General features: G+C 63.7%; 16 protein-coding genes. 9 read left to right on the top strand and 7 right to left on the bottom strand.

The window, feature by feature from the left end; all coding sequences use genetic code 11:
- Nucleotides 1-205 precede the first annotated feature (205 nt).
- Nucleotides 206-9,982 carry an S-layer family protein gene (locus XH92_RS28840; RefSeq protein ID WP_194455141.1) on the top strand — a complete coding sequence of 3,259 codons (9,777 nt, stop codon included), beginning with the start codon at nucleotides 206-208 and terminating at the stop codon, nucleotides 9,980-9,982.
- Nucleotides 9,983-10,061: 79 nt separating this feature from the next.
- Here the strand turns inward: XH92_RS28840 and XH92_RS28835 are convergent, their stop codons facing one another.
- The 7 genes from XH92_RS28835 to XH92_RS28805 all read right to left on the bottom strand — a co-directional run bounded on the left by XH92_RS28835 (nucleotide 10,062) and on the right by XH92_RS28805 (nucleotide 18,599).
- Nucleotides 10,062-11,075 (bottom strand): transglutaminase-like cysteine peptidase, encoded by a 1,014-nt coding sequence (locus XH92_RS28835; protein ID WP_194455140.1) that lies wholly within the window; start codon nucleotides 11,073-11,075, stop codon nucleotides 10,062-10,064.
- Between the two features lie 220 nt (nucleotides 11,076-11,295).
- The gene (locus XH92_RS28830; RefSeq protein ID WP_194455139.1) at nucleotides 11,296-12,546 is read right to left on the bottom strand and encodes an HlyD family type I secretion periplasmic adaptor subunit; all 1,251 of its coding nucleotides are present in this window, start codon (nucleotides 12,544-12,546) and stop codon (nucleotides 11,296-11,298) included.
- 12 nt (nucleotides 12,547-12,558) lie between these two features.
- Nucleotides 12,559-14,733, bottom strand: a complete 2,175-nt coding sequence (locus tag XH92_RS28825) for a type I secretion system permease/ATPase (RefSeq protein WP_194455138.1) — start codon at nucleotides 14,731-14,733, stop codon at nucleotides 12,559-12,561.
- Between the two features lie 247 nt (nucleotides 14,734-14,980).
- Complete coding sequence (locus tag XH92_RS28820) at nucleotides 14,981-16,594, bottom strand: TolC family outer membrane protein (protein ID WP_371817831.1); 1,614 nt, start codon at nucleotides 16,592-16,594, stop codon at nucleotides 14,981-14,983.
- 343 nt (nucleotides 16,595-16,937) lie between these two features.
- Nucleotides 16,938-17,411: a hypothetical protein gene (locus XH92_RS28815; protein ID WP_194455136.1), complete on the bottom strand. Its 474-nt coding sequence runs from the start codon at nucleotides 17,409-17,411 to the stop codon at nucleotides 16,938-16,940.
- Between the two features lie 132 nt (nucleotides 17,412-17,543).
- Nucleotides 17,544-18,080, bottom strand: a complete 537-nt coding sequence (locus XH92_RS28810; protein WP_194455135.1) for an NYN domain-containing protein — start codon at nucleotides 18,078-18,080, stop codon at nucleotides 17,544-17,546.
- Between the two features lie 294 nt (nucleotides 18,081-18,374).
- On the bottom strand, nucleotides 18,375-18,599 hold the full coding sequence (locus XH92_RS28805) for a hypothetical protein (RefSeq protein ID WP_194455134.1): 225 nt from the start codon (nucleotides 18,597-18,599) through the stop codon (nucleotides 18,375-18,377).
- A 282-nt stretch (nucleotides 18,600-18,881) separates the two neighbouring features.
- On the opposite strand from XH92_RS28805, the gene XH92_RS28800 reads away from it, so the two are divergent.
- The 8 genes from XH92_RS28800 (at nucleotide 18,882) to XH92_RS28765 (ending at nucleotide 26,099) form a co-directional block, all read left to right on the top strand.
- Nucleotides 18,882-19,424: a hypothetical protein gene (locus XH92_RS28800; RefSeq protein WP_194455133.1), complete on the top strand. Its 543-nt coding sequence runs from the start codon at nucleotides 18,882-18,884 to the stop codon at nucleotides 19,422-19,424.
- Nucleotides 19,425-19,505: 81 nt separating this feature from the next.
- Complete coding sequence (locus XH92_RS28795; RefSeq protein ID WP_246787710.1) at nucleotides 19,506-21,011, top strand: hypothetical protein; 1,506 nt, start codon at nucleotides 19,506-19,508, stop codon at nucleotides 21,009-21,011.
- A gap of 386 nt (nucleotides 21,012-21,397) precedes the next feature.
- Nucleotides 21,398-21,613, top strand: a complete 216-nt coding sequence (locus XH92_RS28790) for a hypothetical protein (RefSeq protein WP_194455132.1) — start codon at nucleotides 21,398-21,400, stop codon at nucleotides 21,611-21,613.
- 88 nt (nucleotides 21,614-21,701) lie between these two features.
- Nucleotides 21,702-21,917 carry a hypothetical protein gene (locus XH92_RS28785; RefSeq protein WP_194455131.1) on the top strand — a complete coding sequence of 72 codons (216 nt, stop codon included), beginning with the start codon at nucleotides 21,702-21,704 and terminating at the stop codon, nucleotides 21,915-21,917.
- A gap of 70 nt (nucleotides 21,918-21,987) precedes the next feature.
- Complete coding sequence (locus XH92_RS28780; RefSeq protein ID WP_194455130.1) at nucleotides 21,988-22,494, top strand: prepilin peptidase; 507 nt, start codon at nucleotides 21,988-21,990, stop codon at nucleotides 22,492-22,494.
- A gap of 1 nt (nucleotide 22,495) precedes the next feature.
- Entirely contained in the window at nucleotides 22,496-23,458 is a 963-nt protein-coding gene (cpaB, locus tag XH92_RS28775) for a Flp pilus assembly protein CpaB (protein ID WP_194455129.1), read from the top strand.
- Nucleotides 23,458-24,660 carry a pilus assembly protein CpaE gene (locus tag XH92_RS28770; protein WP_246787708.1) on the top strand — a complete coding sequence of 401 codons (1,203 nt, stop codon included), beginning with the start codon at nucleotides 23,458-23,460 and terminating at the stop codon, nucleotides 24,658-24,660. Before cpaB ends, XH92_RS28770 begins: the two co-directional genes overlap by 1 nt.
- A gap of 26 nt (nucleotides 24,661-24,686) precedes the next feature.
- Nucleotides 24,687-26,099, top strand: a complete 1,413-nt coding sequence (locus XH92_RS28765; protein ID WP_371817830.1) for an ATPase, T2SS/T4P/T4SS family — start codon at nucleotides 24,687-24,689, stop codon at nucleotides 26,097-26,099.
- Nucleotides 26,100-26,161 lie beyond the last annotated feature (62 nt).

The raw sequence follows: 26,161 nt of genomic DNA, 5'->3' as shown, positions 1-26,161 counted from the left end.
CTGGGCCGGGCAAATACTGGCTTTCGACCAAGTCAAACGGGCTATGCCGTTGTTCTTGCAGCACCGACCTGTCCGATCTTTACCACACTTCGACGGAAAGCATTGATTAACCAAATACATTCCTTGACCGAGGGGAGGGTTAACAATAGCCTAAAACTAAATTTTTCTACAACTTTTCCTCTAATCGCATTTTGCGGAGTTGATAATGCAGGGTTCGTTTCAGGTCGCTCAGGCTACCGGCACCGGCAATTCCACCAATTCGGCTCCCGTACGAATTTACAAGCTGACCAAGCCACTGACCGATCAGGCAGTGGTGATCAATCTCGGATACGACCAGAAGGTGAAGGTCGACTTCTCGTCGATCGCGAACGAGAAGATCACGCTGGTTCATGTCGGCGAAAAGCTGATCATCCTGTTCGACAACCAGTCGACCGTCACGGTTGAGCCGTTCTTCGACTCCCGCGCGGATGGGCAGAGCAACATCACCATCGAGATGGCGCCGGGGCGCGACGTCTCGGTGCAGGAGTTTGCAGGTCTGTTTCCGATCAGCACCGATTCCTCCGTGTTGCCGGCGGCCGACAATGGCGGCAACTCGAACGGCAACGCGCAGGCGAGCGGCGCGAACTTCAGCCCGTTCGCGGTTGATCCGCTCGGCCCGGTGGGCACCAATACGTTGGCGGGGAACGAAGAGCTGCCGGGCTTCCAGACCACGGTGCCGCCAGGCTTTGTGCTGAACGGAATCCCTCCGGGCCCGACCATTTCCGGCGGTCTCGTACCGCAACTGATCGTCGACGAGAGCTTCCTGACCGCCGCCACCAACGGCGTTGCCGGTTCGGGGCAGGGTCCCGCAGGGACAACGGTCGCCACCGTGCAGGTGTCGTTCAACGTCACCGTGCCGGGTGGCCAGCAATCGCTGACCTATTCGCTGTCCATCAGTTCACCCCACGCCGATTCCGGTCTGATCGATTCCGGGACCGGTCAGCACGTGCTGCTGACGGTCAACGCGGCCGGCGTCGTGGAAGGACGCACGGCGATCGGTGGCGATCTCGTCTTCACGGTCGCGGTCGATGCCACGGGCCACGTGACGCTGACGGATCTGCGCGCCGTTCATGAGTTGACGCCCGGCGACTTCAATGAAGGCATCACGCTGGCGTCCGGCCTGATCACGGTGACCGCGACGATCACGGACAATTTCGGCCAGTCCGCAACCGCGACCGCCGATGTCGGATCGCATCTGACGATCCTGGACGACGGCCCGGTCAACCCGACGGTGGTCACGTCCGGCGTCGAGCCGGTGCTGCTGACGTTCGATGGCGGCCTCGCCGGCGGCAATTTCGTCGGCACGCAGGACGCGCACGACACCAACGCGTCTCCGACGGTTGCGACGGTGAACTTTGCCAGCGCGTTCACGTTCGGCAATTTGAACGATGCCGGTGCCGACCACGGTACGACGGCGATCACCTACGCGCTGCAATTCCATACCGGGTTCAGTGACGGCGGCGCGTCCGGTCTGACGTCCGGCGGTCACGAGATCCATCTGTACGAGATCGGCGGTATCGTCACCGGCTCGACGTCGCTGACGGAAGCCGGGATCACGGCTGCCAACACCGTGTTCACGCTGAGCGTGGACGCCACGGGTAGCGTGACGCTGACGCAGACGCATGCGATCGACCATACGCAGACCGACACCTACAACGGCTCGTATATCAACGACATCAAGCAGCTTGCCGCGAACCTGATCGACCTGAAGGCGAGTGCGGTCACCACCGACAACGATGGCGATACGTCCGCAACGGTCTCGGCGCTGCTCGATCTGGGCGGCAACATCCAGTTCGGCGATGACGGCCCGAAGACCCCGACGGTGACGGTGTCCGGGGCGAAGACCGGCGAACTGCTGACCTTCGACGGCGGCCTCGCCGGCGGCAACTTCATCGGCACGGATGACGCACACGACACCAATGCGTCGGCGACGATCGCGACCGAGGACTTCTCCGGTGCGTTCACCATCAGCAACACCAACCTCTATGGTGCGGACGGCCCCGGCGCGACCACGATCAGTTATTCGGTCGGCCTGCACACCGGCGTCGCCGACGGCAGCGCCAGCGGTCTGACCCATGCCGGCAGCACCATCTTCCTGTACGACGTCGGCGGTGTGATCACCGGTTCGACCTCGGCCACCGCGGGCGGCATCAACGCCGGCAATACGGTGTTCACGCTGAGCGTTGGCCTCACCACCGGCATCGTGACGCTGACCCAGTTCGAGTCGATCGACCATACGCAGACCGACACCTATAACGGCTCGTATATCAACGACATCCAGCAGCTGACGTCGAATCTCGTCGACCTCACGGCAAGCGCGTTCACGACCGACAGCGAAGGTGACAAGACCGTCACGGCTTCGGCCTCGGTCGACGTCGGCCATCAGATCCAGTTCGGCGACGACGGTCCGCAGACCCCGACCGTGACGCTGGCGGCGTTCAAGGCGCCGGTGCTGCTGACGTTCGACGGCGGCCTCGCCGGCGGCAACTTCACCGGCACCCAGGATATCCACGACACCAATCCGTTGGCGACGATCGCGACCGAGGACTTCTCCGGCGCGTTCACCATCAGCAATACCAACCTCTATGGCGCCGATGGCCCCGGCGCGACCACGATCAATTACACGGTCGGTCTGCATACTGGTGTCGCCGACGGCAGCGCCAGCGGTCTCACGCACGCCGGCAGCACCATCTTCCTGTACGATGTTGGCGGTGTCATCACCGGCTCGACCTCGGCCACCGCGGGCGGCATCAACGCCGGCAACACGGTGTTCACGCTCAGCGTTGGCCTGACCACCGGCATCGTGACGCTGACCCAGTTCGAGTCGATCGATCACACGCAGACCGACACCTATAACGGCTCGTACATCAGCGACATCCAGCAGCTGGCGTCGAACCTCGTCGATCTGACGGCGAGCGCGTTCACGACCGACAGCGAAGGCGACAAGACCGTCACGGCTTCGGCCTCGGTCGATGTCGGCCATCAGATCCAGTTCGGCGACGACGGTCCGCAGACCCCGACCGTGACGCTGGCGGCGTTCCGGGCGCCGGTGCTGCTGACGTTCGATGGTGGCTTGCCCGGCGGCAACTTCGTCGGCACCCAGGATATCCACGACACCAACCCGTCGGCGACGATCGCGACCGAGGACTTCTCGGGTGCGTTCACCATCAGCAACACCAATCTCTATGGTGCCGATGGTCCTGGCGCGACCACGATCAATTACACGCTGGGCTTCCACGCCGGTGTGTCCAACGGCGTCGACAGCGGGCTGACCAATGCCGGCAGCACGATCTTCCTGTATCTCGACAGCGTCACCGGCGTGGTGACCGGTTCGACCTCGGCGACCCAGCTCGGCATCAACGCCGGCAACACGGTGTTCACGCTGAGCGTCGGTCTGACCACCGGCATCGTGACGCTGACCCAGCTGGAGTCGATCGATCACTCGCAGACCGATATCTACAACGGCGCCTACATCAACGACGTCAAGCAGCTGGCCGCGAACCTGATCGATCTGAAGGCGAGCGCGTTCACCACCGACAGCGAAGGCGACAAGACCGTGACCGCTTCGGCGTCGGTCGATGTCGGCCACCAGATCCAGTTCGGCGATGACGGCCCGCAGGCTCCGACGGTGACGCCGGGGGCGTTCAACGCACCGGTGCTGCTGACGTTCGACGGCGGCCTCGCCGGCGGCAACTTCACCGGCACGCAAGACTCGCACGACACCAACGCGTCGGCGACGATCGCGACGGAAGACTTCTCCGGCGCCTTCACGGTCGGCAACACCAGTCTGTACGGTGCGGACGGCCCTGGATCCACGACCATCAGCTACACGCTCGCTCTGCACACGGGTGTCGCCGACGGTAGCGCCAGCGGCCTGACCCATGCGGGCAGCACGATCTTCCTGTACGACGTCGGCGGTGTGATCACCGGCTCGACCTCGGCCACCGCAGGCGGGATCAACGCCGGCAATACGGTGTTCACGCTCAGTGTCGGTCCGACCACCGGCATCGTGACGCTGACCCAGCTGGAGTCGATCGACCACTCGCAGACTGACACCTACAACGGCTCCTATATCAACGACATCAAGCAGCTGGCCGCGAACCTGATCGACCTGACGGCGAGCGGGTTCGTCACCGACAGCGAGGGCGACAGGTCGGTCACGGCAACGGCCACGATCGACGTCGGTCACCAGATCCAGTTCGGTGACGATGGTCCGCAGACCCCGACCGTGACGCTGGCGGCGTTCACGGCACCGGTGCTGCTGACCTTCGACGGCGGTCTCGCCGGCGGCAACTTCACCGGCACCCAGGACTCGCACGACACCAATCCGTTGGCGACGATCGCGACCGAGGACTTCTCCGGCGCGTTCACGATCAGCAACACCAATCTCTATGGTGCCGACGGTCCCGGCGCGACCACGATCAACTACACGGTCGGCCTGCACGCCGGCATTGCCGATGGCAGTGCCAGCGGTCTCACGCACGCCGGCAGCACCATCTTCCTGTACGATGTTGGCGGTGTCATCACCGGCTCGACCTCGGCCACCGCGGGCGGCATCAACGCCGGCAACACGGTGTTCACGCTGAGCGTTGGTCTCACCACCGGCATCGTGACGCTGACCCAGCTCGAGTCGATCGATCACTCGCAGACCGACACCTATAACGGCTCGTATATCAGCGACATCAAGCAGATGGCGGCGAACCTCGTCGACCTCACGGCGAGTGCGTTCACGACCGATCACGAAGGCGACAAGACCGTCACGGCCTCGGCCTCGGTCGATGTCGGTCACCAGATCGAGTTCGGCGACGACGGTCCGCAGACCCCGACGGTGACGCTCGCGGCGTTCCGGGCGCCGGTGCTGTTGACGTTCGACGGCGGCCTCGCCGGCGGCAACTTCACCGGCACGCAGGACTCGCACGACACCAATGCGTCGGCGACGATCGCGACCGAAGACTTCTCCGGTGCGTTCACGATCAGCAATACCAATTTGTACGGTGCCGACGGCGCCGGGGCGACGACGATCAACTACACGCTGGGCTTCCACACTGGCGTTGCCAACGGCGTCGACAGCGGTCTGACCCATGCGGGCAGCACGATCTTCCTGTATCTCGACAGCGTGACCGGCGTGATCACCGGCTCGACGTCGGCGACGCAGGGCGGCATCGCGGCGGGCAACACGGTGTTCACGCTGAGCGTCGGCCTGACGACCGGCATCGTGACGCTGACCCAGCTGGAGTCGATCGACCACTCGCAGACCGACACCTACAACGGCGCCTACATCAACGACGTCAAGCAGCTCGCCGCGAACCTGATCGACCTGAAGGCCAGCGCGTTCACGACCGACAGCGAAGGCGACAAGACGGTCACGGCCTCGGCCTCGGTCGATGTCGGCCACCAGATCGAGTTCGGCGACGATGGTCCGAAGACCCCGACGGTGACGCTCGCGGCGTTCACGGCGCCGGCGCTGCTGACCTTCGACGGTGGCCTGGCCGGCGGCAACTTCACCGGCACCCAGGACTCGCACGACACCAATGCGTCGGCGACGATCGCGACGGAAGACTTCTCCGGTGCGTTCACCATCAGCAATACCAATTTGTACGGTGCCGACGGTGCGGGCGCGACCACGATCAACTACACGCTCGGCCTGCACGCCGGCGTCGCCAACGGCAGCGCCAGCGGGCTCACCCACGCGGGCAGCACGATCTTCCTGTATCTCGACAGCGTGACCGGCGTGGTCACCGGCTCGACCTCGGCGACCCAGGTCGGCATCAACGCGGGCAATACCGTGTTCACGCTGAGCGTCGGTCTGACCACCGGCATCGTGACACTGACCCAGCTGGAGTCGATCGACCACTCGCAGACCGACACCTACAACGGCTCCTATATCAACGACATCAAGCAGCTTGCCGCCAACCTGATCGATCTGAAGGCAAGCGCGTTCACGACCGACAGCGAAGGCGACAAGACGGTCACGGCCTCGGCCTCGATCGACGTCGGCCACCAGATCCAGTTCGGCGACGACGGTCCGCAGACCCCGACCGTGACGCTGGCGGCATTCACGGCACCGGTGCTGCTGACCTTCGACGGCGGCCTGGCCGGCGGTAACTTCACCGGCACCCAGGACTCGCACGACACCAACCCGTTGGCGACGATCGCGACCGAGAACTTCTCCGGTGCGTTCACCATCGGCAATACCAACCTATACGGCGCCGACGGCGCCGGCGCGACCACGATCAACTACACGCTCGGCCTGCACGCCGGCGTCGCCAATGGCAGCGCCAGCGGGCTCACGCACGCCGGCAGCACCATCTTCCTGTATCTCGACAGCGTGACCGGTGTTGTGACCGGTTCGACGTCAGCGACACAGGGCGGCATCAACGCGGGCAACACGGTGTTCACGCTGAGCGTCGGTCTCACCACCGGCATCGTGACGCTGACCCAGCTGGAGTCGATCGATCACTCGCAGACCGACACCTATAGCGGCTCGTATATCAACGACATCAAGCAGCTCGCCGCGAACCTGATCGATCTGAAGGCCAGCGCCTTCACCACCGATAGCGAAGGCGACAAGACGGTCACGGCTTCGGCCTCGATCGATGTCGGCCACCAGATCCAGTTCGGCGACGACGGTCCGCAGACCCCGACCGTGACGCTTGCGGCGTTCACGGCACCTGTGCTGCTGACGTTCGATGGCGGCCTGGCCGGCGGCAACTTCACCGGCACCCAGGACTCGCACGACACCAATCCGTCGGCGACGATCGCGACCGAGAATTTCTCGGGTGCGTTCACCATCAGCAATACCAATTTGTACGGCGCCGACGGCGCCGGCGCGACCACGATCAACTACACGCTCGGCCTGCACGCCGGCGTCGCCAATGGTAGCGCCAGCGGGCTCACGCACGCCGGCAGCACCATCTTCGTGTACCTCGACAGCGTGACCGGCGTGGTCACCGGCTCGACCTCGGCCACGCAGGCCGGCATCGCGGCCGGCAACACGGTGTTCACGTTGAGCGTTGGTCTGACGACCGGCATCGTGACGCTGACGCAACTGCAGTCGATCGACCATACGCAGACTGACACTTACAACGGCGCGTACATCAATGACGTCAAGCAACTGGCTGCGAACCTGATCGACCTGAAGGCGAGCGCGTTCACGACCGACAGCGAGGGCGACAAGACGGTCACGGCCTCGGCCACGATCGACGTCGGCCACCAGATCCAGTTCGGCGACGACGGTCCGCAGACGCCGACGGTGACGCTGGCGGCGTTCACGGCGCCCGTGCTGCTGACGTTCGACGGCGGCCTGGCCGGCGGCAACTTCGTCGGGACCCAGGATTCGCACGACACCAATCCGTCGGCGACGATCGCAACCGAGAACTTCTCGGGTGCGTTCACCATCAGCAATACCAATTTGTACGGCGCCGACGGCGCCGGCGCGACCACGATCAACTACACGCTCGGCCTGCACGCCGGCGTCGCCAATGGCAGCGCCAGCGGGCTCACGCACGCCGGCAACACCATCTACCTGTATCTCGACAGCGTGACCGGCATCGTGACCGGTTCGACGTCGGCCACCCAGGCCGGCATCACGGCCGGCAACACCGCCTTCACGCTGAGCGTCGGTCTCACGACCGGCATGGTGACGCTGACGCAGTTCGAGTCGATCGATCATTCGCAGATCGACACCTACAGCGGCTCGTACATCAACGATGTGAAGCAGCTCGCCGCGAACCTGATCGACCTGAAGGCAAGCGCGTTCACCACCGACAGCGAAGGCGACAAGACGGTCACGGCGTTTGCCTCGATCGACGTCGGCCACCAGATTTCGTTCGGTGACGATGGTCCGAAGGCACCGACGCTGACGGTGAGCGCGGCGACGGTCGGCGTGGACGAGACGCCTGGCGTTCAGACGGTCAGTGGCGCAACCGACGTTCTTGGCTCGACCGCGATCACGTTCAACGGCGTGGCGAATACGGTTGCCGGGCTGTTTACGACCGTGGCGAACGCGGGCACCGATCCCGACGTGTCGTCCGCGGTGCTGGACAACGGTGCGCTCAGCTTTGCCTCCACGGGTGCCAGCAGCATCCTGACCCTGACCGGCGGCGGCTACGGCGCGGACGGTGCGGGCACGACGACCTATGCCCTGAGCGTGCTCAATGCCGCCTCTGGTCTGACCCTGACGGACGGCACAGCCATCACGCTGTCGCTCGACGCCAGCGGCCGGATCATCGGCACGGCCGGCGTCGATGCCGTCAATCCCAGCCTGAGCAACAAGGTGGCGTTTGCGATCGCCATCGATCCGGCAACCGGTCAGCTCTATGTGGCGGAATACCTGTCGCTCCATCAGCCCGACACCACCAACCCCAACGACGCTGTTTCGCTGGCGGCTGGCAAGATCGGCGCGACCGTCACGATGACCGATTCCGACGGTGACCACACGTCGGCCACCGCCGACATCAGCACCCACATCAGCTTCCTCGACGACGGCCCGACGCTCGGCGCATTCGTCAACGGAACGCTGCCGAACGACATCGGCTCGGTGAACGGCACCTTCGCCGTCAACTTCGGCGCCGATGGCTTCGGCGGCTTTACGCTCACCGGTCCGGCCATTACGGGCATTACCTACTCGACGATCACGTTGACCGATGCCAGTGGCCACGCGATCGGCACCGAGCTGATCGGGTCGGCCACCGGGACGCAGGTTTTCGATCTGAAGGTGTTCGAGGACGGCACCTACACGTTCGACCTGCTGCATCCGCAGGCGTCGACGATCGTTACCGATGCGCTCACCGGTTTGACCAGCGGGCACGTGACGTGGGCTGAACTTGCCGATGGCAGCATCGAATTCTCCTCGGCACAGTTCGTTAACTCCTCGACACAAGGCTTTGGTGTCGGGAACAACTTCCTGAACTTCGGCGAAACGTTCAACATGGAGTTTCATATTCCAGGAACGGGAATCGGGGTTGATGACCCGGCAAACACGAATCCGGAGTTCGTGAATTCCGTGAACTTCAGTGTCAACTCGGGCAACGTCGGGGACTCGGTGTTCTGGACCGCGACCGACACCATCCATGGCACGACGCAATCCGGATTCGCGTCTGTGGATGCGACGGGGCATCTGCTGATCGATCCGACGATCGCGTTCAATTCCCTTCAGATCACAGGAAGCACCGCGGGCGAATCCATTCGCCTGACGGCAGCGGATGTGTCGAAGACGGTTCTGCCATCCGACCAGAACCTGTCGTTCGGGATCGTGGCGACGGATGGCGATGGCGATCACACGACGTCGTCCACGCTGGGTATCCACGTCGTTGCCGGCGATGGGAGCGGCAACTTCACGCTGACGGGCGGTGCAAGCGCCGATGTCATCGCCACGAGCTCGCACACCGACACCGTTGTTGGCGGCGGCGGCTTCGATATCGTCGACTATCGGGACGATACGGCCGGCGTGGCGGTCAACCTGCAGACCGGCATGGGTACCGGTGGTACGGCCCAGGGCGATACCTACAGCGGGATCCAGGGTATTCTCGGCGGCAGCGGCAACGATACGCTGACCGGCCTCGCGGCCGGCGGCAACTATCTCGATGGTGGCGCCGGCAATGACATCCTGAACGGCGGCGCCGGCAACGACACTTTCGTCCTGCAGTTGAACGGTGGCGGACACGACACCATCAACAACTTCAACGCGCTGTCCGACCAGATCTTCGTCAACCTCGGCGATAATCTGTCGATCGGCCAGGCGTCCACCGTCGCCGCGGCCAACTTCCATGTCGGCGACGAGACCAACGCCGCAACGTGGAATGGCGGTACCGGCAAGGAGTTCGTGTTCAACGCCACGACCCACGAGTTGTGGTACTCGGCCAACGGTACCGGCACCGACAAGGTGGACCTGGCTCACGTCAGCACCGGCGTGCCGGCCGCGGCGAACGTCCACGTCTACTGATCGGCCTAGATAGGCCCCCCCAAACCCCGTCGAATTTTCGACGGGGTTTTTTCTTGCGCTGTTTTCTTGCCGCGTGCCGTTACATCAGCACGGGCAGGAAGCCCGGCAGCGGGCTTACGGCTTCAGGCGCCTCGACACCGGTCCATTCGGCGTCCGCCGCATTGGCGGCCGCCGGTGCCGCGTCGAGCTCGTCGCCGAGCGGAAGCCGCTTGGCGTAGGGGGCAGCAAACAGCTGGACGCCGCGCTCGTTGATCGCAAACATCGGCGTGAAGTTGTCGAGCTCGCCGTCGTCGATCAGCTCCGAGCGGCGGCTATCCAGGATCAGCCAATGGCCGTCCAGCCGCGCCGCCAGCACCGCATGATCCTGGCGGATGGCGCGATCGCGGCCGAGCACCAGGCGCAGCTCCTCGCGCGGGAAGCCGGCTTCGCTGAGCGCGATGTATTTTGCGATCGCGTAGTCCTCGCAATCGCCCTTGCCGGTCGCGAAGGTGGCGAGTGGAGCCGTCCAGCGGTCGGCTTCACCGTGCTGGGCGAAGTCGCTGACATAGCGGATCGCCTGGTTGACGGCGCGGTTGGCCTCATCCAGCCGGTCGCGTCCAGACTTGGACTTGACCGCGTTGATCAGGCGAAGGAACTGCGCGGCATTGGGCGGGCAATCGGCGGCGTTCTCCCGGCAATGCGCGAGGACGGTCTGCTCCCTTGCGAGGTCGGATTCGAGGCCGCGCCATTTGCGCCACAGGCCGTTCTCAGGTGCGCGGAAGGTGAACAGGCCGAACGGTTCGGCGCCAACAGGCGGAAGCGGCTTCGCCGCAGGCAACGCATCGGTCGCCGTGTTCGGCGGCGTGAGCGAGGCGGTGCGAATGGCGTTCGGGCCACGGCCGCGCTGCCGGTCGAGCTTGGCCAGCACGTCGGCGATGGTGAAGAAGGTGGCAGGCGGGCGGTTCGCTGCGGCATCCGAAGCCGGCGCGAGCTCGCCGGCGGGATTGCCGAGAGAAAGCTCGTCCGCGGCAAACGCAGACGACGCTGTGCAAAAACTTATTGAAAATGCAGCCACGGCGATGACCGCCGACGAAGCAATCTTCAGCGACTTCATATGACGTCCCCAATGCCGGGGACCGTCGACGTCTGTGCGTCGATCTGCGTCCCCGCTGTTATCGGGACGCAGACTGGCGTCTTGGCGGCTTAAGCCGAGTTAAGTGGAGGGGGCTGCGACCTGGATTGTCGAGAAGGCGGTCAATCCATGGTTGGCCGGTTCGTTCGAAATTGAACGACCACAGGTCATGATCGGTTAACCACGTACGCCGCGGTTCCGGTCAGCGTTCGCGCAGCGCCTCTTCACGCAGCAGGCGAGCGGGCTTGATGATGTAGTCCAGCACGGACTTCTGTCCGGTCAGGACCTCGACCGTGGTCACCATGCCCGGAATGATCGGCAGCGGGTGCTGCTCGGTGCCGAGATGGTTCTTTTCGGTGCGCACCATGACCCGGTAGAAGGTCTCTTGACGTTCGGTCTTCTCGGCCTTGTCGTCGACGATGGTGTCGGCGCTGATGCGTTCGACCTTGCCCTTCAGCGATCCGTAGACCGAAGAATCATAGGCACTGACCTTCACCACCGCGTCCTGGTCGGGACGGATGAAGGCGATGTCCTGGGGACGAATCCGGCCCTCGACCAGCAGCGTGTCGTCGAGAGGCACGATATCCATCAGGTTGGCGCCCGGCGCCACGACGGCGCCGATGGTGCTGACATTCAGTTTGTTGACGATGCCGTGGACCGGTGCCTTCAGATCGGTGCGGCGGACCCGGTCCTGGGCCGACTTGATGTTCTCGTCGAGGACGGCGAGGTCGCCGCGAGATTTGGCCAGATCCTCGTCGGCCTGCGAGCGGAAGGACGTGGTGATGTTCGCGATCTTGGACTGCGCCTCGGCCAGCTGGCCCTTCATGTCGGTGGCCTGCCGGTCAAGCCGCAGCATCTCGATCTCGGGCACGACCTTCTGCTCATAGAGCTTGCGGGTCAGGGTCTGCTCGCGTTCCAGGAGCTTGAGGGAGCCGGAGAGGCGAGTGACCTGCTGATTGAGGACGTCGATGTCCTGCGCGACCTTCTGGGCCCGCATCTTGAACACGCTGGACTCGGTCGCGACGGCCGCCGGAACCATCTTGTCGAGATCGTCCGGAAAGCTGATTTCGCTCCGTCCGCGCGCCTCGGCCTCGAGGCGGGCCACCCGCGCCGCCGCCGCCGCGCGGCGCTCGCGGATCTCGCCGAACTCGGCGGCGAATTTCGTATCGTCGATGCGCATCAGCGACTGGCCCTGCTGAACGATGTCGCCTTCCCGGATCAGGATGTCGCCGACGATGCCGCCTTCAAGCGATTGCACCACCTGCATCTGCCGCGACGGCACGACACGGCCGTTGCCGCGCTTGACCTCGTCCAGCACGGCAAAATGCGCCCAGATCAGGAACGTCGCGAGCAGGGCGCACGACGTCCACAGCAGCATGCGGGAGGTGCGGGGCGTGCGCAGCAGCGCCGCGGAACGGATATCATTTGCAAACGCAAAATCGGAAGACGCCATAATATTCGCTCGTTATGCAGTTTTCGGCTGGATCGTGTTCTCGGGCGCCGGAGCCGTGGACGCGGGCTTGCCCTGCAAAAGGGCGAGCACCTTGTCGCGCGGGCCGTCGGCAACCAGGCGGCCGTTGTCGAACAGCAGCAGGCGATCGACCATGTTCAGCAATGACAGGCGATGGGTCGAGATGATGATCGTCATCCGCTCGTCGCGGAATCCCTTGAGCCGCTCGAGGAACTCCTGCTCGCTACGAATGTCGAAGTGCGCGGTCGGCTCATCGAGGAAGAGCACGCGCGGTTTGCGGATCAAGACGCGGGCTAATCCGATCGCCTGCTTCTGGCCGCCGGACAGGCTGCGGCCGCCTTCCGAGATCGGCATGTCATAGCCCATCGGGTGGCCGGCGATGAAGCTCTCGACGCCGGAGAGCCGCGCGGCGAGCAGGACTTCCTCGTCGGTCGCCTCCGGTTTGCCGAGGGCGATGTTGTCGCGCAGCTTGCCGAAGAACAGGTCGGTATCCTGCATCGCAAAGCCGATGCCGGCGCGCAGGTCCGAAGGATCGTATTGGCGCGAGTCGACGCCGTCGACCAGGATGCGGCCTTCCTTCGGCTCGTAGAACCCGAGCAGCAACCGGCCGACCGTGGTCTTGCCGGATCCCACCCTGCCGATGATGCCGACCCTTTCGCCACCCTCGATCTTGAAGCTGACCTTTTCGAGCGCGTTGCCCGGCGCATTGGGGTAGGCGAACGACACGTTCTCGAAGGCGACCTTGCCGTCGTCGATCCGCCTTGCGACATAGGACCGGGTCGGCGATCGCTCGCGTTCGATCGACATGATGCGGTCGATGGCCTTGAGCGACGTCAGCGTCTGCGTTCCCCTGGTGATCACCGAGGCGATGCCGGCGATCGGCGCCAGAACGCGGCCGGCGAGCATGTTCGCGGCGACCAGCGCGCCGACGCTCAGCTTGCCGTCGAGGATCAGGAAAATGCCGACGATGACGAGCAGCAGGCTGGTGATCTGCTGGGCCGTGCTCGCGCTCGTCAGCGACATCGACGACCAGAAGTGAACGTCCTCACCCGAGCGGGCGGTCGCCGCAACCGAACGTTCCCACAAGGTCTGCATGCGGGCCTCGGCGCCGGTCGCGCGGACGGTTTCGAGACCGGACAGCGACTCGACGAGCACGCCGTGCCGGGCGGCGGATTCGGCCTGCAGCCGCTTCATGGCGCGATCGAGCGGACGCTGCAGCAGGAAGCCGACCAACATGACCAGTGGCAGCATGATCAGCGGGATCCAGGCCAGCGGTCCGGCGATCACGAACAGCACGCCGACAAACAGGATGGCGAACAGCAGGTCCGTCGCCGAAACCACGCTTCCGGAGGTGAAGAATTCGCGCACCGAATCGAAGTCCCGGAGCTGATTGGCGAGGATGCCGACCGAGGTCGGCCGCTGCGCCATCTTCACCGACATCACATGCTCGAAGATGTTGGCCGCGAGCACGACGTCGATGGTCTTGCCGGTCACGTCGATCATGCGGCTGCGGACCATGCGGAAGATGAAATCGAAGACGATGCCGAGCCCCATGCCGATCGAGAGGGCAATGAGGGAGGGGATTGCGCCGTTGGGGATGACGCGGTCGTAGACGCTCATCGTGAACAACGGCGTCGCCAGCGCGAGGATGTTGGTCAGGAAGGCGGCGGTCGCGATGTGTCCGTAACTGCGCCAGTGCGTCTTCACCACCGACCAGAACCAGTGGTTCTTGGGAATGTCTCCGGCGGCGATGGCGCGCGCATCGGCCTGCGCGGCGCTTCGCACCAGGAATGCGTAGCCGGTATAGTCCGCCGCGATCGAGGCGACTTCAGCAACGCGCGGGACGTTCGGCGTCGCCGGGTCGACGAACTTGATGGCCTTGTTCGCGGCGTCCACGCCGAGCAGGATGAGCGCGGAGCCGTCCTTCATGATGAGGACGGCCGGCAAGACCAGCGCGGGAATGTCCGAAATGCCGCGCTTGACGGCCTCGGTCTCCAGGCCGGCGCGCCTGGCTGCGCGGTCATAGAGCGACACCGACAGGCGTCCGTCGGTGATCGGCAATCCGCCGAGCAGCGCTTCGCGACTGACGGCGCGGCCGTGATGCGCAGCGAGATAAGTCAACGACGCGGTGAGGGGATCGTCGCCGAGTGCGCGCGGCCGGCTTGTCACGACGGGCTTTGAAGTTGGATCATCCGACGGGGAGCGGACGGCGTCAGCCGCCGCGGTGGGGGTTCGAAACAACAACTGAAACCTCGACAACCAAAATGGAAATGCAGAAATCGCATTCGATGATTTCGAGCAGGGTACAACAAATAGCGAACAAAATCAGCGAAACTTGCTTTAAGTATTAATACGGGAATCGAAAGGGCCCCGTTCGGGGCCCTTTCTGAAGTCCTGATGTTGGCTGGCGGCTGCTCTATTGGGCCGAGCTCGGGAAGGCCGACAGGAGCCAGTGGGGCTTTGTCGACGCATAGGAGCTCGCATTCGTCGTGACCGACGGATTCGCGTAGATCACATTGGGGCCGTCCGCAGCGCTCTTTTGCTGCTGCATCCATTCCGCGGAGCCGGGCACTGCCGCGGTCGTGGTGGCGCCGGTGAACCGATCGGCAAAACCGGTATCCTTCGGCTGAGCTGCCGAAGCTGCGGCGTAGCCCTTGGCGGGGCGGACCGTGGCGGCGGGAGCCGGCACGCCGACATGCAGCGGCTCGGGGCCGGTTTGCGGAAGGTTCACGCGCAGGGTGGGGAACGAGTAGCGCGGCAGGCCGATCGAGAGCATGTCGGTCGGCGCCGCGTCGACCGGCGGCGGAGCCTTCAGATACTCGATCAAGGTCCCCATCGCGGCCAGCAGCTGGTAGTCGGCGAAGACCACGACGCTGCGGGCGGAGGTGAGCGAGACCGACGCGTTGAAGAATTGATTCTGCGCGTTCAGCAGGTCGATCAGGGAGCGCTGACCGAGCTCATATTCCTTCTGGAACGCCGCGATGGTCTTCCGGTCGGCTTCGAGCTGACGCGCCAGAGCGGCAATGCGCGTGGCCGTAATCGTACGGGCATTCCACGCCTTGTCGATCGATTCATAAGCGTCGCGCTGCAGGCGGGCGTGCCGCATGGTGGCTTCGGTATAGCGCTCGGCCTTCTCCGACCTGTTCCAGGCATCCTGGCCACCGCGGAAGATGTCCCACGACATCACAACCTTGCCGCTGTAGTCCTCATGCGTGACGGCGGGACTTCCCGGGGCCGCCACATACGGGAATGAGTTGTCGTAGTGGGTCGCCCGTCCCTCGAGATAGAACTTCGGGCCGAACGTGCCGTCGGTCGCCTTGAATGCATGCTTGGCGGCGTCGGCGTCGGATTGCGCCGCTGCGATGGTCGAATTGAACCGCAGCGTGGTCGCCAGCGCTTCGTCGCGGCTGTGCGGCAGACCTGCGAGGGGGCTCGGGAAGCGAACATTGATCGGCTCAAGGCCGACGACCTTGCGGTACTTCGCCCTGGCATCGTCGAGGCTGCGCTGGAACTCCGAGAGTGCCGCACGGGCGGCTTCGACGCGCTCGCGTGCTTGCTCCAGGTCGCCTTCGCCGGCACGGCCGCCCGAGAAGCGGGAATTCACGTTGGCAAAGATCTTCTCGTGATTGGCGACGTTCTGCTGGGCAAGGCTGACCAGCCGCATGTAGCGCACGACGTCCATGTAGCCTTCGGCGGCGTCGAGGGCCAGCAACTCGGTGCGTTCCTTGACGCGGGAGGCCGCCGCATTGACGCGCGCGGTCTGACGCCAGACGTCATAGATCGACGAGAAGCCGTCCCAGAGCAGCTGGCGCACAACCACCGATTCCTGGCTGCCGTTGCGCCATGGTCCCGAGCCGACGGTCGGTGTCACCACGGTGTTGATCACACCCGGAGGTTGATCGAACTTTTCCGGGCCGTAGCTGGCATCGATGCGGACCTGTGGCAGCAGCGTGCTCTGGGTCTGTCTCAGCTCGCTTTCCGTCGCCCGCCGGTTGGCGGAAGCTTCGCCCACGCCCGGGTTGGTCAACATCGCCTGGCGCAATGCATCGTTAATGGAAAAAACGTCGGCACGCACTGACGTTGATGCTAGGCACAAGCATGCGATGACCGCGTAGGCCGATTTCATAATTCCCCGCCCCTACTCATAAAAATATTACGTAGAATCTGCCGAAGGCTAACAAAGGAAGGTTCCTCAACCTATGACATTTCAGCCACACAGCCGTTCTAAGTGGAGCGGAGGAGCGGGCGCCCGCGGTCGGCAGTATCGAGATTTTTATTAAAATTCAATAATTTGACTGTGTTCAACGATCGTTGGGACTGGTGCCGGCCGGCAACACCGGCGACCGGAACAGGGAAGGTCAGTTAAGGCCGTCTTAACGGCCGGTCGCCGCCTCCTGGTCACGGCAGGTCGCCAGGTAGGTCGCAACGAAGGGCGTGGCCTTGGCGTCGGGCGAGGGGCCACCCAGATGGCTCGTCAGCTTGTAGAGCGACTTGCTGGCAAAATAGAACCGGAAGATCTCGGCGGTGGACTCGTCGACCCGGGTCGCAAAGATCGACGCGGCGTTACGGTGCGCGGCCGCGAAGACATAGGTGGTGAGCTTGGCTGCCTTGCCTTCCGTCGCGACCGACGTCCCCCAGGTGACCGAGAAGGTTTCGCCATCGATCACGACGGATGGCCGAACCGCATCCAGATCGTCATCGATCCACTGAACGTCACTGCCTTTGCCAGAGGGGCCAACTTCGACCCGTTTGCCGCGTGGCGTGTCGCAGATGAACCTTGAAGGTTCAGCTAGCGCCGCGCTCGTCGCCGCCAGCAACACCAAGACGCAGCCGACCGACCTCCACATTGGCTTTCCCTCTGCAGTTGCGTTGGGATCATACTGATGTCCCCGCGCGGCCGGCGCAACTCGGTGATGTACGGATGCGGTCGGACGGGCCCGGCTCGCGTTTGCAGTCGATCTTCGGAAGGCGCGCGCAAATCATTCCGGCGCGATCGGATGCGGGGGACGCTCGATCGATGACCTGAGGCTCTCGAGTTCGACGAAGGCATCGGCGTGCCTGCGAAGCTCATCAGCGATCATCGGCGGCTTGGTTCGAATGCTGGAAACGACGGTGACACGCACGCCCATCCGCCTGACGGCTTCGACAACGGCTCGCAGATCACCATCGCCGGAGAACAGGAACGCCTGGTCGATGCGGTGCGCGATTTCCATTGCGTCGACCGCGAGCTCGATGCCGATGCTGCGCTTCATCCGCCGCCGCCCGTCGCCGTCGTCGTGTTGCTTGGCCGACTTTCGCCGGACCGCATAGCCGTTGTAATCGAGCCAATCCACCAGCGGCCGAAGGCTGCTGAACTCGTCGTCGTCCCTCACGACCGTGTAGAAATATGCGCGGACGATTTGCCCATGCTTGCCGAACTCCGAAAGCAGTCGCCGGAAGTCGACTTCGAAGCCGAGGTTCTTGACCGTGGTGTGCAGATTCGCACCATCGATGAAAAGTGCAATACGATCGGTCATCTCGAGCCCCATGACGCCGGATCAGTCGCTGTACGTTTTTGGTTCTGGAAATTCCTCGAGCGCATGCTCGGCGCTCTCATTGAAATGCCCGATCCTAGAGCAAGGACTCGTCCTTGATGAAGCGGAAATTTCACCACCGGCGGGCCATGCTGATCGTGCGCCCATCGATAAAGCAATGGCCCAGGCATACGGCCGGCCCGTTCGCGCGGAGATGAGGCGGTCGTCGTTGACAAGACTGCCGCCGTTCACGCCCGCGGCGCACGCCGGTGCAGTCAGCGCCGAAGAATCGCCTCGCTATGCGCTTCGATATCGTCGGGCGAGCGGCGTCGCGCGCGCCAGGCGACGGTGCAGCGCGGCCGGCGAGCTACCGCGCCGCTCCGCCAGAGGCGACTCTTGCGTCGCCAACAAAACTACATCTAAAATCAATCGGGTGTACCGGCGCCATTTCGTGCCGATGCGATATTTCGAGATACCACTTTTTTGCAGATGCAGGTTTTCGTCGATACCAATTTCGCCCAAGGAAGGTCCGCTTTGCGTCCCCGCATTACGCAGACAGTTTGTTTTGGCAGGCGGGCGTGGGTGCGCGGCGGCGTGTCTGTTGCGCCGCCTCAACCAGTCTCTCGCCCCCATGGCTAATGAACCGTCGCGATCGACACGTTGCTCGATGTGATGCTCGTATCGGCAGGAGGCAGGTGGGGCTCGCGATGGGGGCTTGCCGTGACCGACATAGCAATCGGGCGCCCGATCGAGGGGCGTGCCAGGGAGGATTGGCCAAGGCGCGCGAGATGTCTGGTCGCTCTCTTGTTCTGCATCCTGCTGTCCTGCTGCGGGGCTGCACGCCAGTCCAACGAGCAGCAGGCGGATCCGGCGACCACACCGGCAACTGCACCGGCAGCGGAAACCGCGCCGCCACCGGCAGCGGAAGCCGCGCCGGCACCGGCTCCGGAGGCGACCCCGCCGGCGGAAACGGTCAACCTGAGCGGCGCGCTCGCGGATTGCCGGAACGCCTTTCCGGATCAGATCGCGCAGGCGGTGGCGCGGGCATCGTGCGTGATCAAGGCGACCGAACCCGTTCGGCCGCTGCTGCCGTTTCCCGATCTGCTCGATCGCGAGAATGCCCTGCGCAAAACCTTGGCAGAGCAGGTTCAGGCACGCGCCATCTCCCTGCTCGAGCGAAACGTCCAGATCCAGAAGCTTCATGCGCAGCTCCTCGACGAAGAGCGCAGCAGGCTGCCGGCCAAGCCGGCCGAGGCGAGCAAGCCGCCGGCGGCGGTCGCGCAGTGGCGACAATCCAACCCGGAGAGCTGCGGCCGGCTCGGCGGGGATTCCGGGACATGCTATTGAAAAGAGTAATTTTTGTGCTCTAGCCTGTACGACATTTTCAAACTTGACGATGATTGATTGGCAGGACGCGGGATAGAGAGCATGCTTTCAAGCAACCATTCGCTCGACGTGAACCCCGAAGCGAGCCTGAGCCCGGCTCCCGCGAGCAGCGATTACCTTCGGCCCTGGTTGCCGTTCGTGCTCGCGGCCACTGCCTATCTCACGATCATCGCCAGGGGCACTTTCCTGCTGAAGGATGCCGACATTTACTGGCACATCGTGGTCGGCCAGTGGATCGTCGATCATCGTGCCGTGCCTCACGTCGACATGTTCTCCTTCACGATGCGCGGTGCGCCCTGGATAACCAGCGAGTGGCTATCGGAAGTCCTTTATTTCGTTGCCTACAAGCTGGCCGGATGGACGGGACCCGTGATGCTGGCGGCGCTGTCAGCGTCGGTCGCGTACTATCTGCTGACGCTCCTGCTCCTGAAAAGACTGCCCAACATACCGGCCACGATCTTGGCGGCGGCTGCAATCGTCATGACGTCGTTCCACGTGTTCACCCGCCCGCATGTCCTGGTCTTTCCCCTGATGGTGGTGTGGGCTGACGCTCTGGTCAGGGCGAGCGAAGAACGACGGGCTCCTTCGTTCGCATATCTCCCGCTCGTCACGCTTTGGGCCAACCTGCACGGAAGCTTCACGCTGGCCTTGGCGCTGATCGGGCCGTTTGCCCTGGAGGCGCTCTGGATGTCGGATAAATCGGCCCGCGCCAGGATTGCGTTCCAATGGATTCGATTTGGGGTGCTGGCGCTTGGGGCCGCCTGCATTACCCCGTACGGGCCGGAAACGATCCTGGTCATCGTGCGCATTTTGCGTCTGGGAGGTGCTCTCTCTTATATCAGCGAGTGGCGACCCCTGGACTTCAGTACCATGCATGCCGTCACGCCATGCTTTATCGCTGGCCTCGGCTACCTGCTCTACAGCGGGCTCAAGCTCCCTCCGATCAGGATCGCCACGCTCCTGGCGGTGCTTTATCAGACGCTCGTCCACGTGCGGTATGTCGACGTTTTTGCATTGATTGTGCCCATCTTCATTGCCACTCCGTTGGCGCAGCACCTGTCGTGGCCCCAGTTGCAACACGCTCGGAAAGTGGTCGCCCCGGCGCGGTCGACGGTGATCGCAGCGATCGCCGCTCTCGTCGTCGCCAGCGGGGTGGTTCTTGCCGTCAAGGACCTTTCGCCACCACTCGTGCCGCGCGCCGCGGTCGAGAAGTTGAAGGAGCAAGGGGCGGATCGGGTGCTCAACGCCTACTTCTTCTGCGGATATCTGATGTTCCAGAATATTCCGGTGTTCATCGATTCACGTGCCGAACTGTACGGGGCGGCCTTTCTCGATCGCTATGTCAATGCCATCACGCTCTCTGACCTGCCGGATTTCGTCAGGGTGCTCGATGAGTTCAAGATCGACGCAACGCTGCTGTCTCCGTCGACGCCGGCGGTGGGGCTGCTCGATCGGCTGCCGGAGTGGGAGAGAACCTATGCCGACGACGTGGCCGTCGTCCATGTTCGGCGACGGCAGCCGAGGGACAATTCGGAGCCGCGGAAGTAGCTTGCTTGCCCGCCGCTCCCCTTGATTGCTCCCGGCAGATGACCATCGGCAGCTTCGGGAACGACAAAATGCCGCGTGCTGCGACCGGCCTGGAGGGGTACGCAAGCGGGATACGCCGCTCCGGGGCACCGGGACCGTATTCGCACGGAATGGCCCGAACTGAAATGTCATGAAATGCCGAAACACCTATTATTTAAGGGGTTTCTCGCACCTCGATTCGGAGCGCCGCGCCCACACAGGGCGGCGGCCGCTACGTCAGTAGGGTTAATAAACGATTACCAAGTGACAGATTTCTCGCGACGCATTATAAACAACTCTTAGTTGGCACTGGATTTTGCCCCCCGCCAACATATTGCGTAAATTAATCGTAAAAGGGATTTTTTCCTATGTTGAATCTGTATATCCAGACCACCGAAGCCTTCAAGCGTCTCGCCTCGGACAAGGACGGCGTTGTGTCGTTCGAATACGTGATCGTCGCCGCTTGCGTCGTCGCCGCGGTTGCCGCGGCATTCGGAACTGGCACCGGGTCCGGCATCGGCTCGGCGCTGAGCTCCGCGATCAGCACGATCACCACCAACGTCACCAATGCGGTCTCGGCCTGATCCGAACATTGACGGCGTTGGCAGGCTCTCTTCTGCCAACAGCTGTTAACCGGATTGGCGATGTTGGCAAGGTAGAGGAGGCATCTCCATGTTGCGTTGTTTCATCGAGGCCAGAGAAGCGTTGGTGCGTCTGCGCACGGACAGAGACGGCGTGGTGTCATTCGAGTACGTGATCGTGGCTGCCTGCATCGTCGCGGCGGTTGCGGCCGCGTTCGGAACAGACGCTACGACCGGTATCGGCTCTGCGCTGTCCAGTGCGATCAGCACCATCACGAGCACAGTTACCAACGCGGCTTCTGCCTGAGCACAGAATACTGCGCTTCGGAGGGGGGCATCATTTTATGCCCCCCGCCATTTCTGAGGCACATATTTTCATGAATTGGATTGCGTCCACGACCTCGTGTCTGGAAATCGCATTGTTGTTCTATGTCGCAACGATCGATATCGCGACACGGTTGATCCGAAACGAAGTTTGTCTGGCACTGGCGTTCCTTGGGATCGTTGGTCAATTGGCCGGTCCGATGCAGATTGGCCAGTCGCTGATCGTCGCCGCAATCCTGTTTCTCGTGCTGTTCGTGATCTACCAGCGCGGAATGATCGGCGGCGGCGATGTCAAATTGCTGGTTGCCCTGGCGATCGGTCTCCCGCTGGCCGGCGTGATTGAGTTGCTGACCGTAACTGCATTGGCCGGTGGCGCTCTGGCCGCAGTGCATTTGATGATGCGCCGTTTGCCATATCCAAGGCTGGCGCCCGCCGGATCTTCGCTCGCGCGAAGGGTCTATGCGGTCGAGCGCTGGCGTCATTTGAGACATGCGCCGCTGCCTTACGGGGTGGCCATCGCATGCGGCGGTATCTGGGCCATTTTGAGCAAAGGATTTTGACATGTCGTCCGCTTTGCGCGTCTCGATCATCATGGTGCTGCTGCTCGCAGCGACGGCACTCGGGATCATTGCCTATAACGCGAACCACAAGGATACGGTTGTCGCGGAGGTGGCGGAAAAGCCGGCGCCCGCGCCAGCGGCGACCGTCGGCTACTTTGTGGCGACACGTCCGCTGTCGAAGGGGACGTTGGCGCGGGACGAGGATTTCGCCGTGCGCCAGGCGGCGCCGAACCGTGTGCCGGCAGGCGCGATCCTCGAGACGCCTGATTCCAAGGCCGGACTTCCCGGTTCTCTGGTCCGCAAGTTCGTCGACGCCGGCAGCGCCATCAGTCTGGAAGACATCCTGCGTCCGAAGGATCGTGGCTTCCTCGCCAGCGTTCTGGCGCCGGACAGCCGCGCGATCAGCATCAAGGTCGACGAGGAGACCGGCGTCTCGGGCCTGATCAGGCCGGGCGACAATGTCGACGTGGTGCTGACCCAGGTGTTCGAGAAGGCGGATCCGGTGAAGCGCGCCGTCAGCGAAACCGTGCTGTCCAACGTGCGCGTGATCGCGATCGACCAGGAGATTGCGCAGGGCGGGCGTCCCGTCAGCAATGCTGTGGTCGGCAAGACGGCGCAAACCGTCTCGCTGGAGCTCAAGCCGGACCAGGTCAAGAAGGTCGCCGTCGCCAAGCAGCTTGGAACGCTCTCGCTGGTCGTCCGGGCTGCGGCCGAGCAGTGGGACAAGGCCGACACCGGTGCGACGTCAAGCTGCGATGTGTCGCCCGAGCTGGCACGCCAGAGCGCCGTCGCCGGTCAGAGCACGACGGTGGCGATCTATACCGGCAGCGGGGTCAAGCAATACTCGGTCAGGAAGCAGGACGTCGACGACGACGTGCGTGTGGGTTGTGACGGACCGTCCGACTTCGACCGCCAAACGACTGCAGCCGCGAGTGACGTTGGCAAGACGCCGGAGAAACGTTGATGAGTGTGAACATGGCAGTGGTGGACGCACCCGAAGAGACGACGTCGCTTGTTGCACGCAACCGTATCGTCTGTTTCGTGAACGACGAGCTCAGCGCTGCGGCTCTTCGCAAGGGTCTCGACGGCGCCAATCTGGTGATCCGGCGTGGCACCATCCGCCACGCGACACGGATGCTCGAGACCGATACCGATCTGTACGCGCTGGTGACCGACATCAGCGGGCTGGATGATCCCTTCACCGAGCTCGAGCGCCTCGCCAGCGTCTGTCCGCCCGACGTGAAGGTGGCCTTGATCGGCGAGAACCGGGAGATCACTTTCTACCGCGAACTGATGGAGATCGGCCTTACCGAATACCTTCCAACGCCGATCACCAGGGACATCGTGCTGGACCAGCTGCGACCGAAGCTGATCGGCGACGCCGCGCCCGTCCAGAATGACCGCGGCGGGCATGTGGTCTCGATCTGCGGCGCGCAGGGCGGCGCCGGAGCGACCAGCATCGCGATCAATCTCGCGCTGCAATTGGCCGAAACCACCAAGGCCAAGGTCGCGCTGCTCGACCTGCATCTGCAGAATGGCGAAACCGCGGTGATGCTGGGTGTCCGTCCGGGACCTGGTTTGCGCATCGCGCTCGAAAATCCGATGCGGGCAGACACACTGTTTCTGGAGCGGACGGCAATCGAGGTGAACGATCGGGTCTGCTTGATCTCCGGTGACGAAGATCTCGATGCCAAGCTCGACATCACCGAGGCGGGCGTGCGGCACGTGCTGGGCTTGCTGCGCCAGCGGTTCAACTACGTCGTGGTCGACGTGCCGGTGCCGTTCCCGGCATCGATCTATCCGGTGATCCAGATGTCGCGCCATGTGCTGGTGCTGCTGGAAGCCGAGGTGACCGGCCTGCGCAACGCGCACGCGCTCCGCAACGCCGTCACCAACATCGCGGGCAAGGACCGGGTCTTCACGTTGCTCAACCGTGCCGGCCGGCCTGGCGGCCTGCCCAGGGCTACGATCGTCAAGGCGCTTGGCGCCGAGCCCGACATGGTGATCCCCGATCTCGGCAAGGGAATGACCCAGGCGGTCAACCTCGGCGTTCCCGCGCTGAAGCACGTATCCGGGTTGCGGCGTCACCTGGCTCCGATCGTACGGGAGATCACCGGCGTCGGCGCCAACAAGAAGGCCGGGTGGAAAAGGTGGCTCGGGCTATGAAAAAGTTCGGCAGGCGCGCAGACGAAATGCCAGTGCGGATGCCCGGAGCGGTGCTGGTCGCGCCGCCCGCGGCACCGAGCGTGCAGCCGGTCCCGCCGGCCTTGCCGCCGGCGGAACCGAGCGTGGTGTCGTCGCCACCAAGCCTGTTTGCGTCGGCGCCGAAGCATGAAGAGCCTTCGCACCATCCGGTCATGCCGGCCTCGCTGCGCGAACGGGTGATCGAGCAGATCGAGCCGTCGGTGGCCACCACGGTCTCCCGCGACGTGCTGCGGCGGCAGATCGAGGAAATCATCCACGGCATCGCCAACCAGGAGCGGCTCGAGCTGTCGGGCCGCGAGCAGCTCTTCCTTGCCGAGGAAATCGCCGACGACATGACCGGCTACGGGCCGCTGCGTCCGCTGCTGCTCGATGAGACCATCAACGACATCATGATCAACGGGCCGAGCAACGTCTATGTCGAGCGGGCCGGCAAGCTGGAGCGGGTTGCGGTCCGGTTTCGCGACAATGATCATATCGCCTCCGTGGCGCAGAAGATCGCCTCGCAGGTCGGCCGCCGCGTCGACGAATCGAGCCCAATGGTGGACTGCCGACTGCCCGACGGCAGCCGCGTCAACATCATCCTGCCGCCGCTGGCTATTCACAGCCCCTGCATCTCGATCCGGAAATTCCCGAGCCGGCGTTACAACATCGCCGGGATGATCGAGAACGGAACGATGAACGCGGCGATCGGGCAGCTGCTGGAGATCGCCTCGCGCTGCCGGCTCAACGTTCTGGTCTCCGGCGGCACCGGTTCCGGCAAGACGACGTTGCTGAACGCCCTCAGTCAGTTCATCGACCACAGCGAGCGCATCGTCACGATCGAGGACGCGGCCGAGCTTCAGCTCCAGCAGCCGCATGTGATCAGCCTGGAGACGCGGCCGCCGAGCCTCGAAGGCACCGGACAGGTGAACCAGCGCGATCTCCTGTGGAACGCGCTGCGTATGCGGCCCGACCGCATCGTCGTAGGCGAGGTGCGCGGCGCCGAGGCATTCGACATGCTGCAGGCCATGAACACCGGTCATGACGGCTCGATCTCCACCGTGCATGCCAACAGCACGCGTGATGCTCTCACCCGCGTGGAAAACATGGTGCAGATGGGGCAGGTCAACCTGCCGTCGCGTGCCATCCGCGCCCAGATCGTCGCCGCGCTGGACCTCATCGTGCAGGTCGAGCGCATGCGGGACGGCCAGCGCCGCATCGTCCAGGTCAGCGAGGTGATCGGCCTCGAGGGCGAAGTGATCACCACCAACGACATTGCGCTGTTCGAGTACAAGGACGAGGACATCCACGGGCGGATATCGGGCACCTACAGGTCCACCAATGCGGTCCCGAAATTCAAGAGCCGCCTGGTCTATTATGGCCTTGAGCGATCCTGGGCTGAGGCGATGAGGCACATCTGATGTCGACACCCCTGGTCATCGTTCTGGTGCTGCTGCTGTGTGCTACGGCCAACACGCTGTGG

This window comes from Bradyrhizobium sp. CCBAU 53421, assembly GCF_015291625.1.
GTDB lineage: Bacteria > Pseudomonadota > Alphaproteobacteria > Rhizobiales > Xanthobacteraceae > Bradyrhizobium.
Note: the sequence above shows the minus strand (reverse complement) of the source record. Positions and strands in the feature narration are given on the sequence as shown.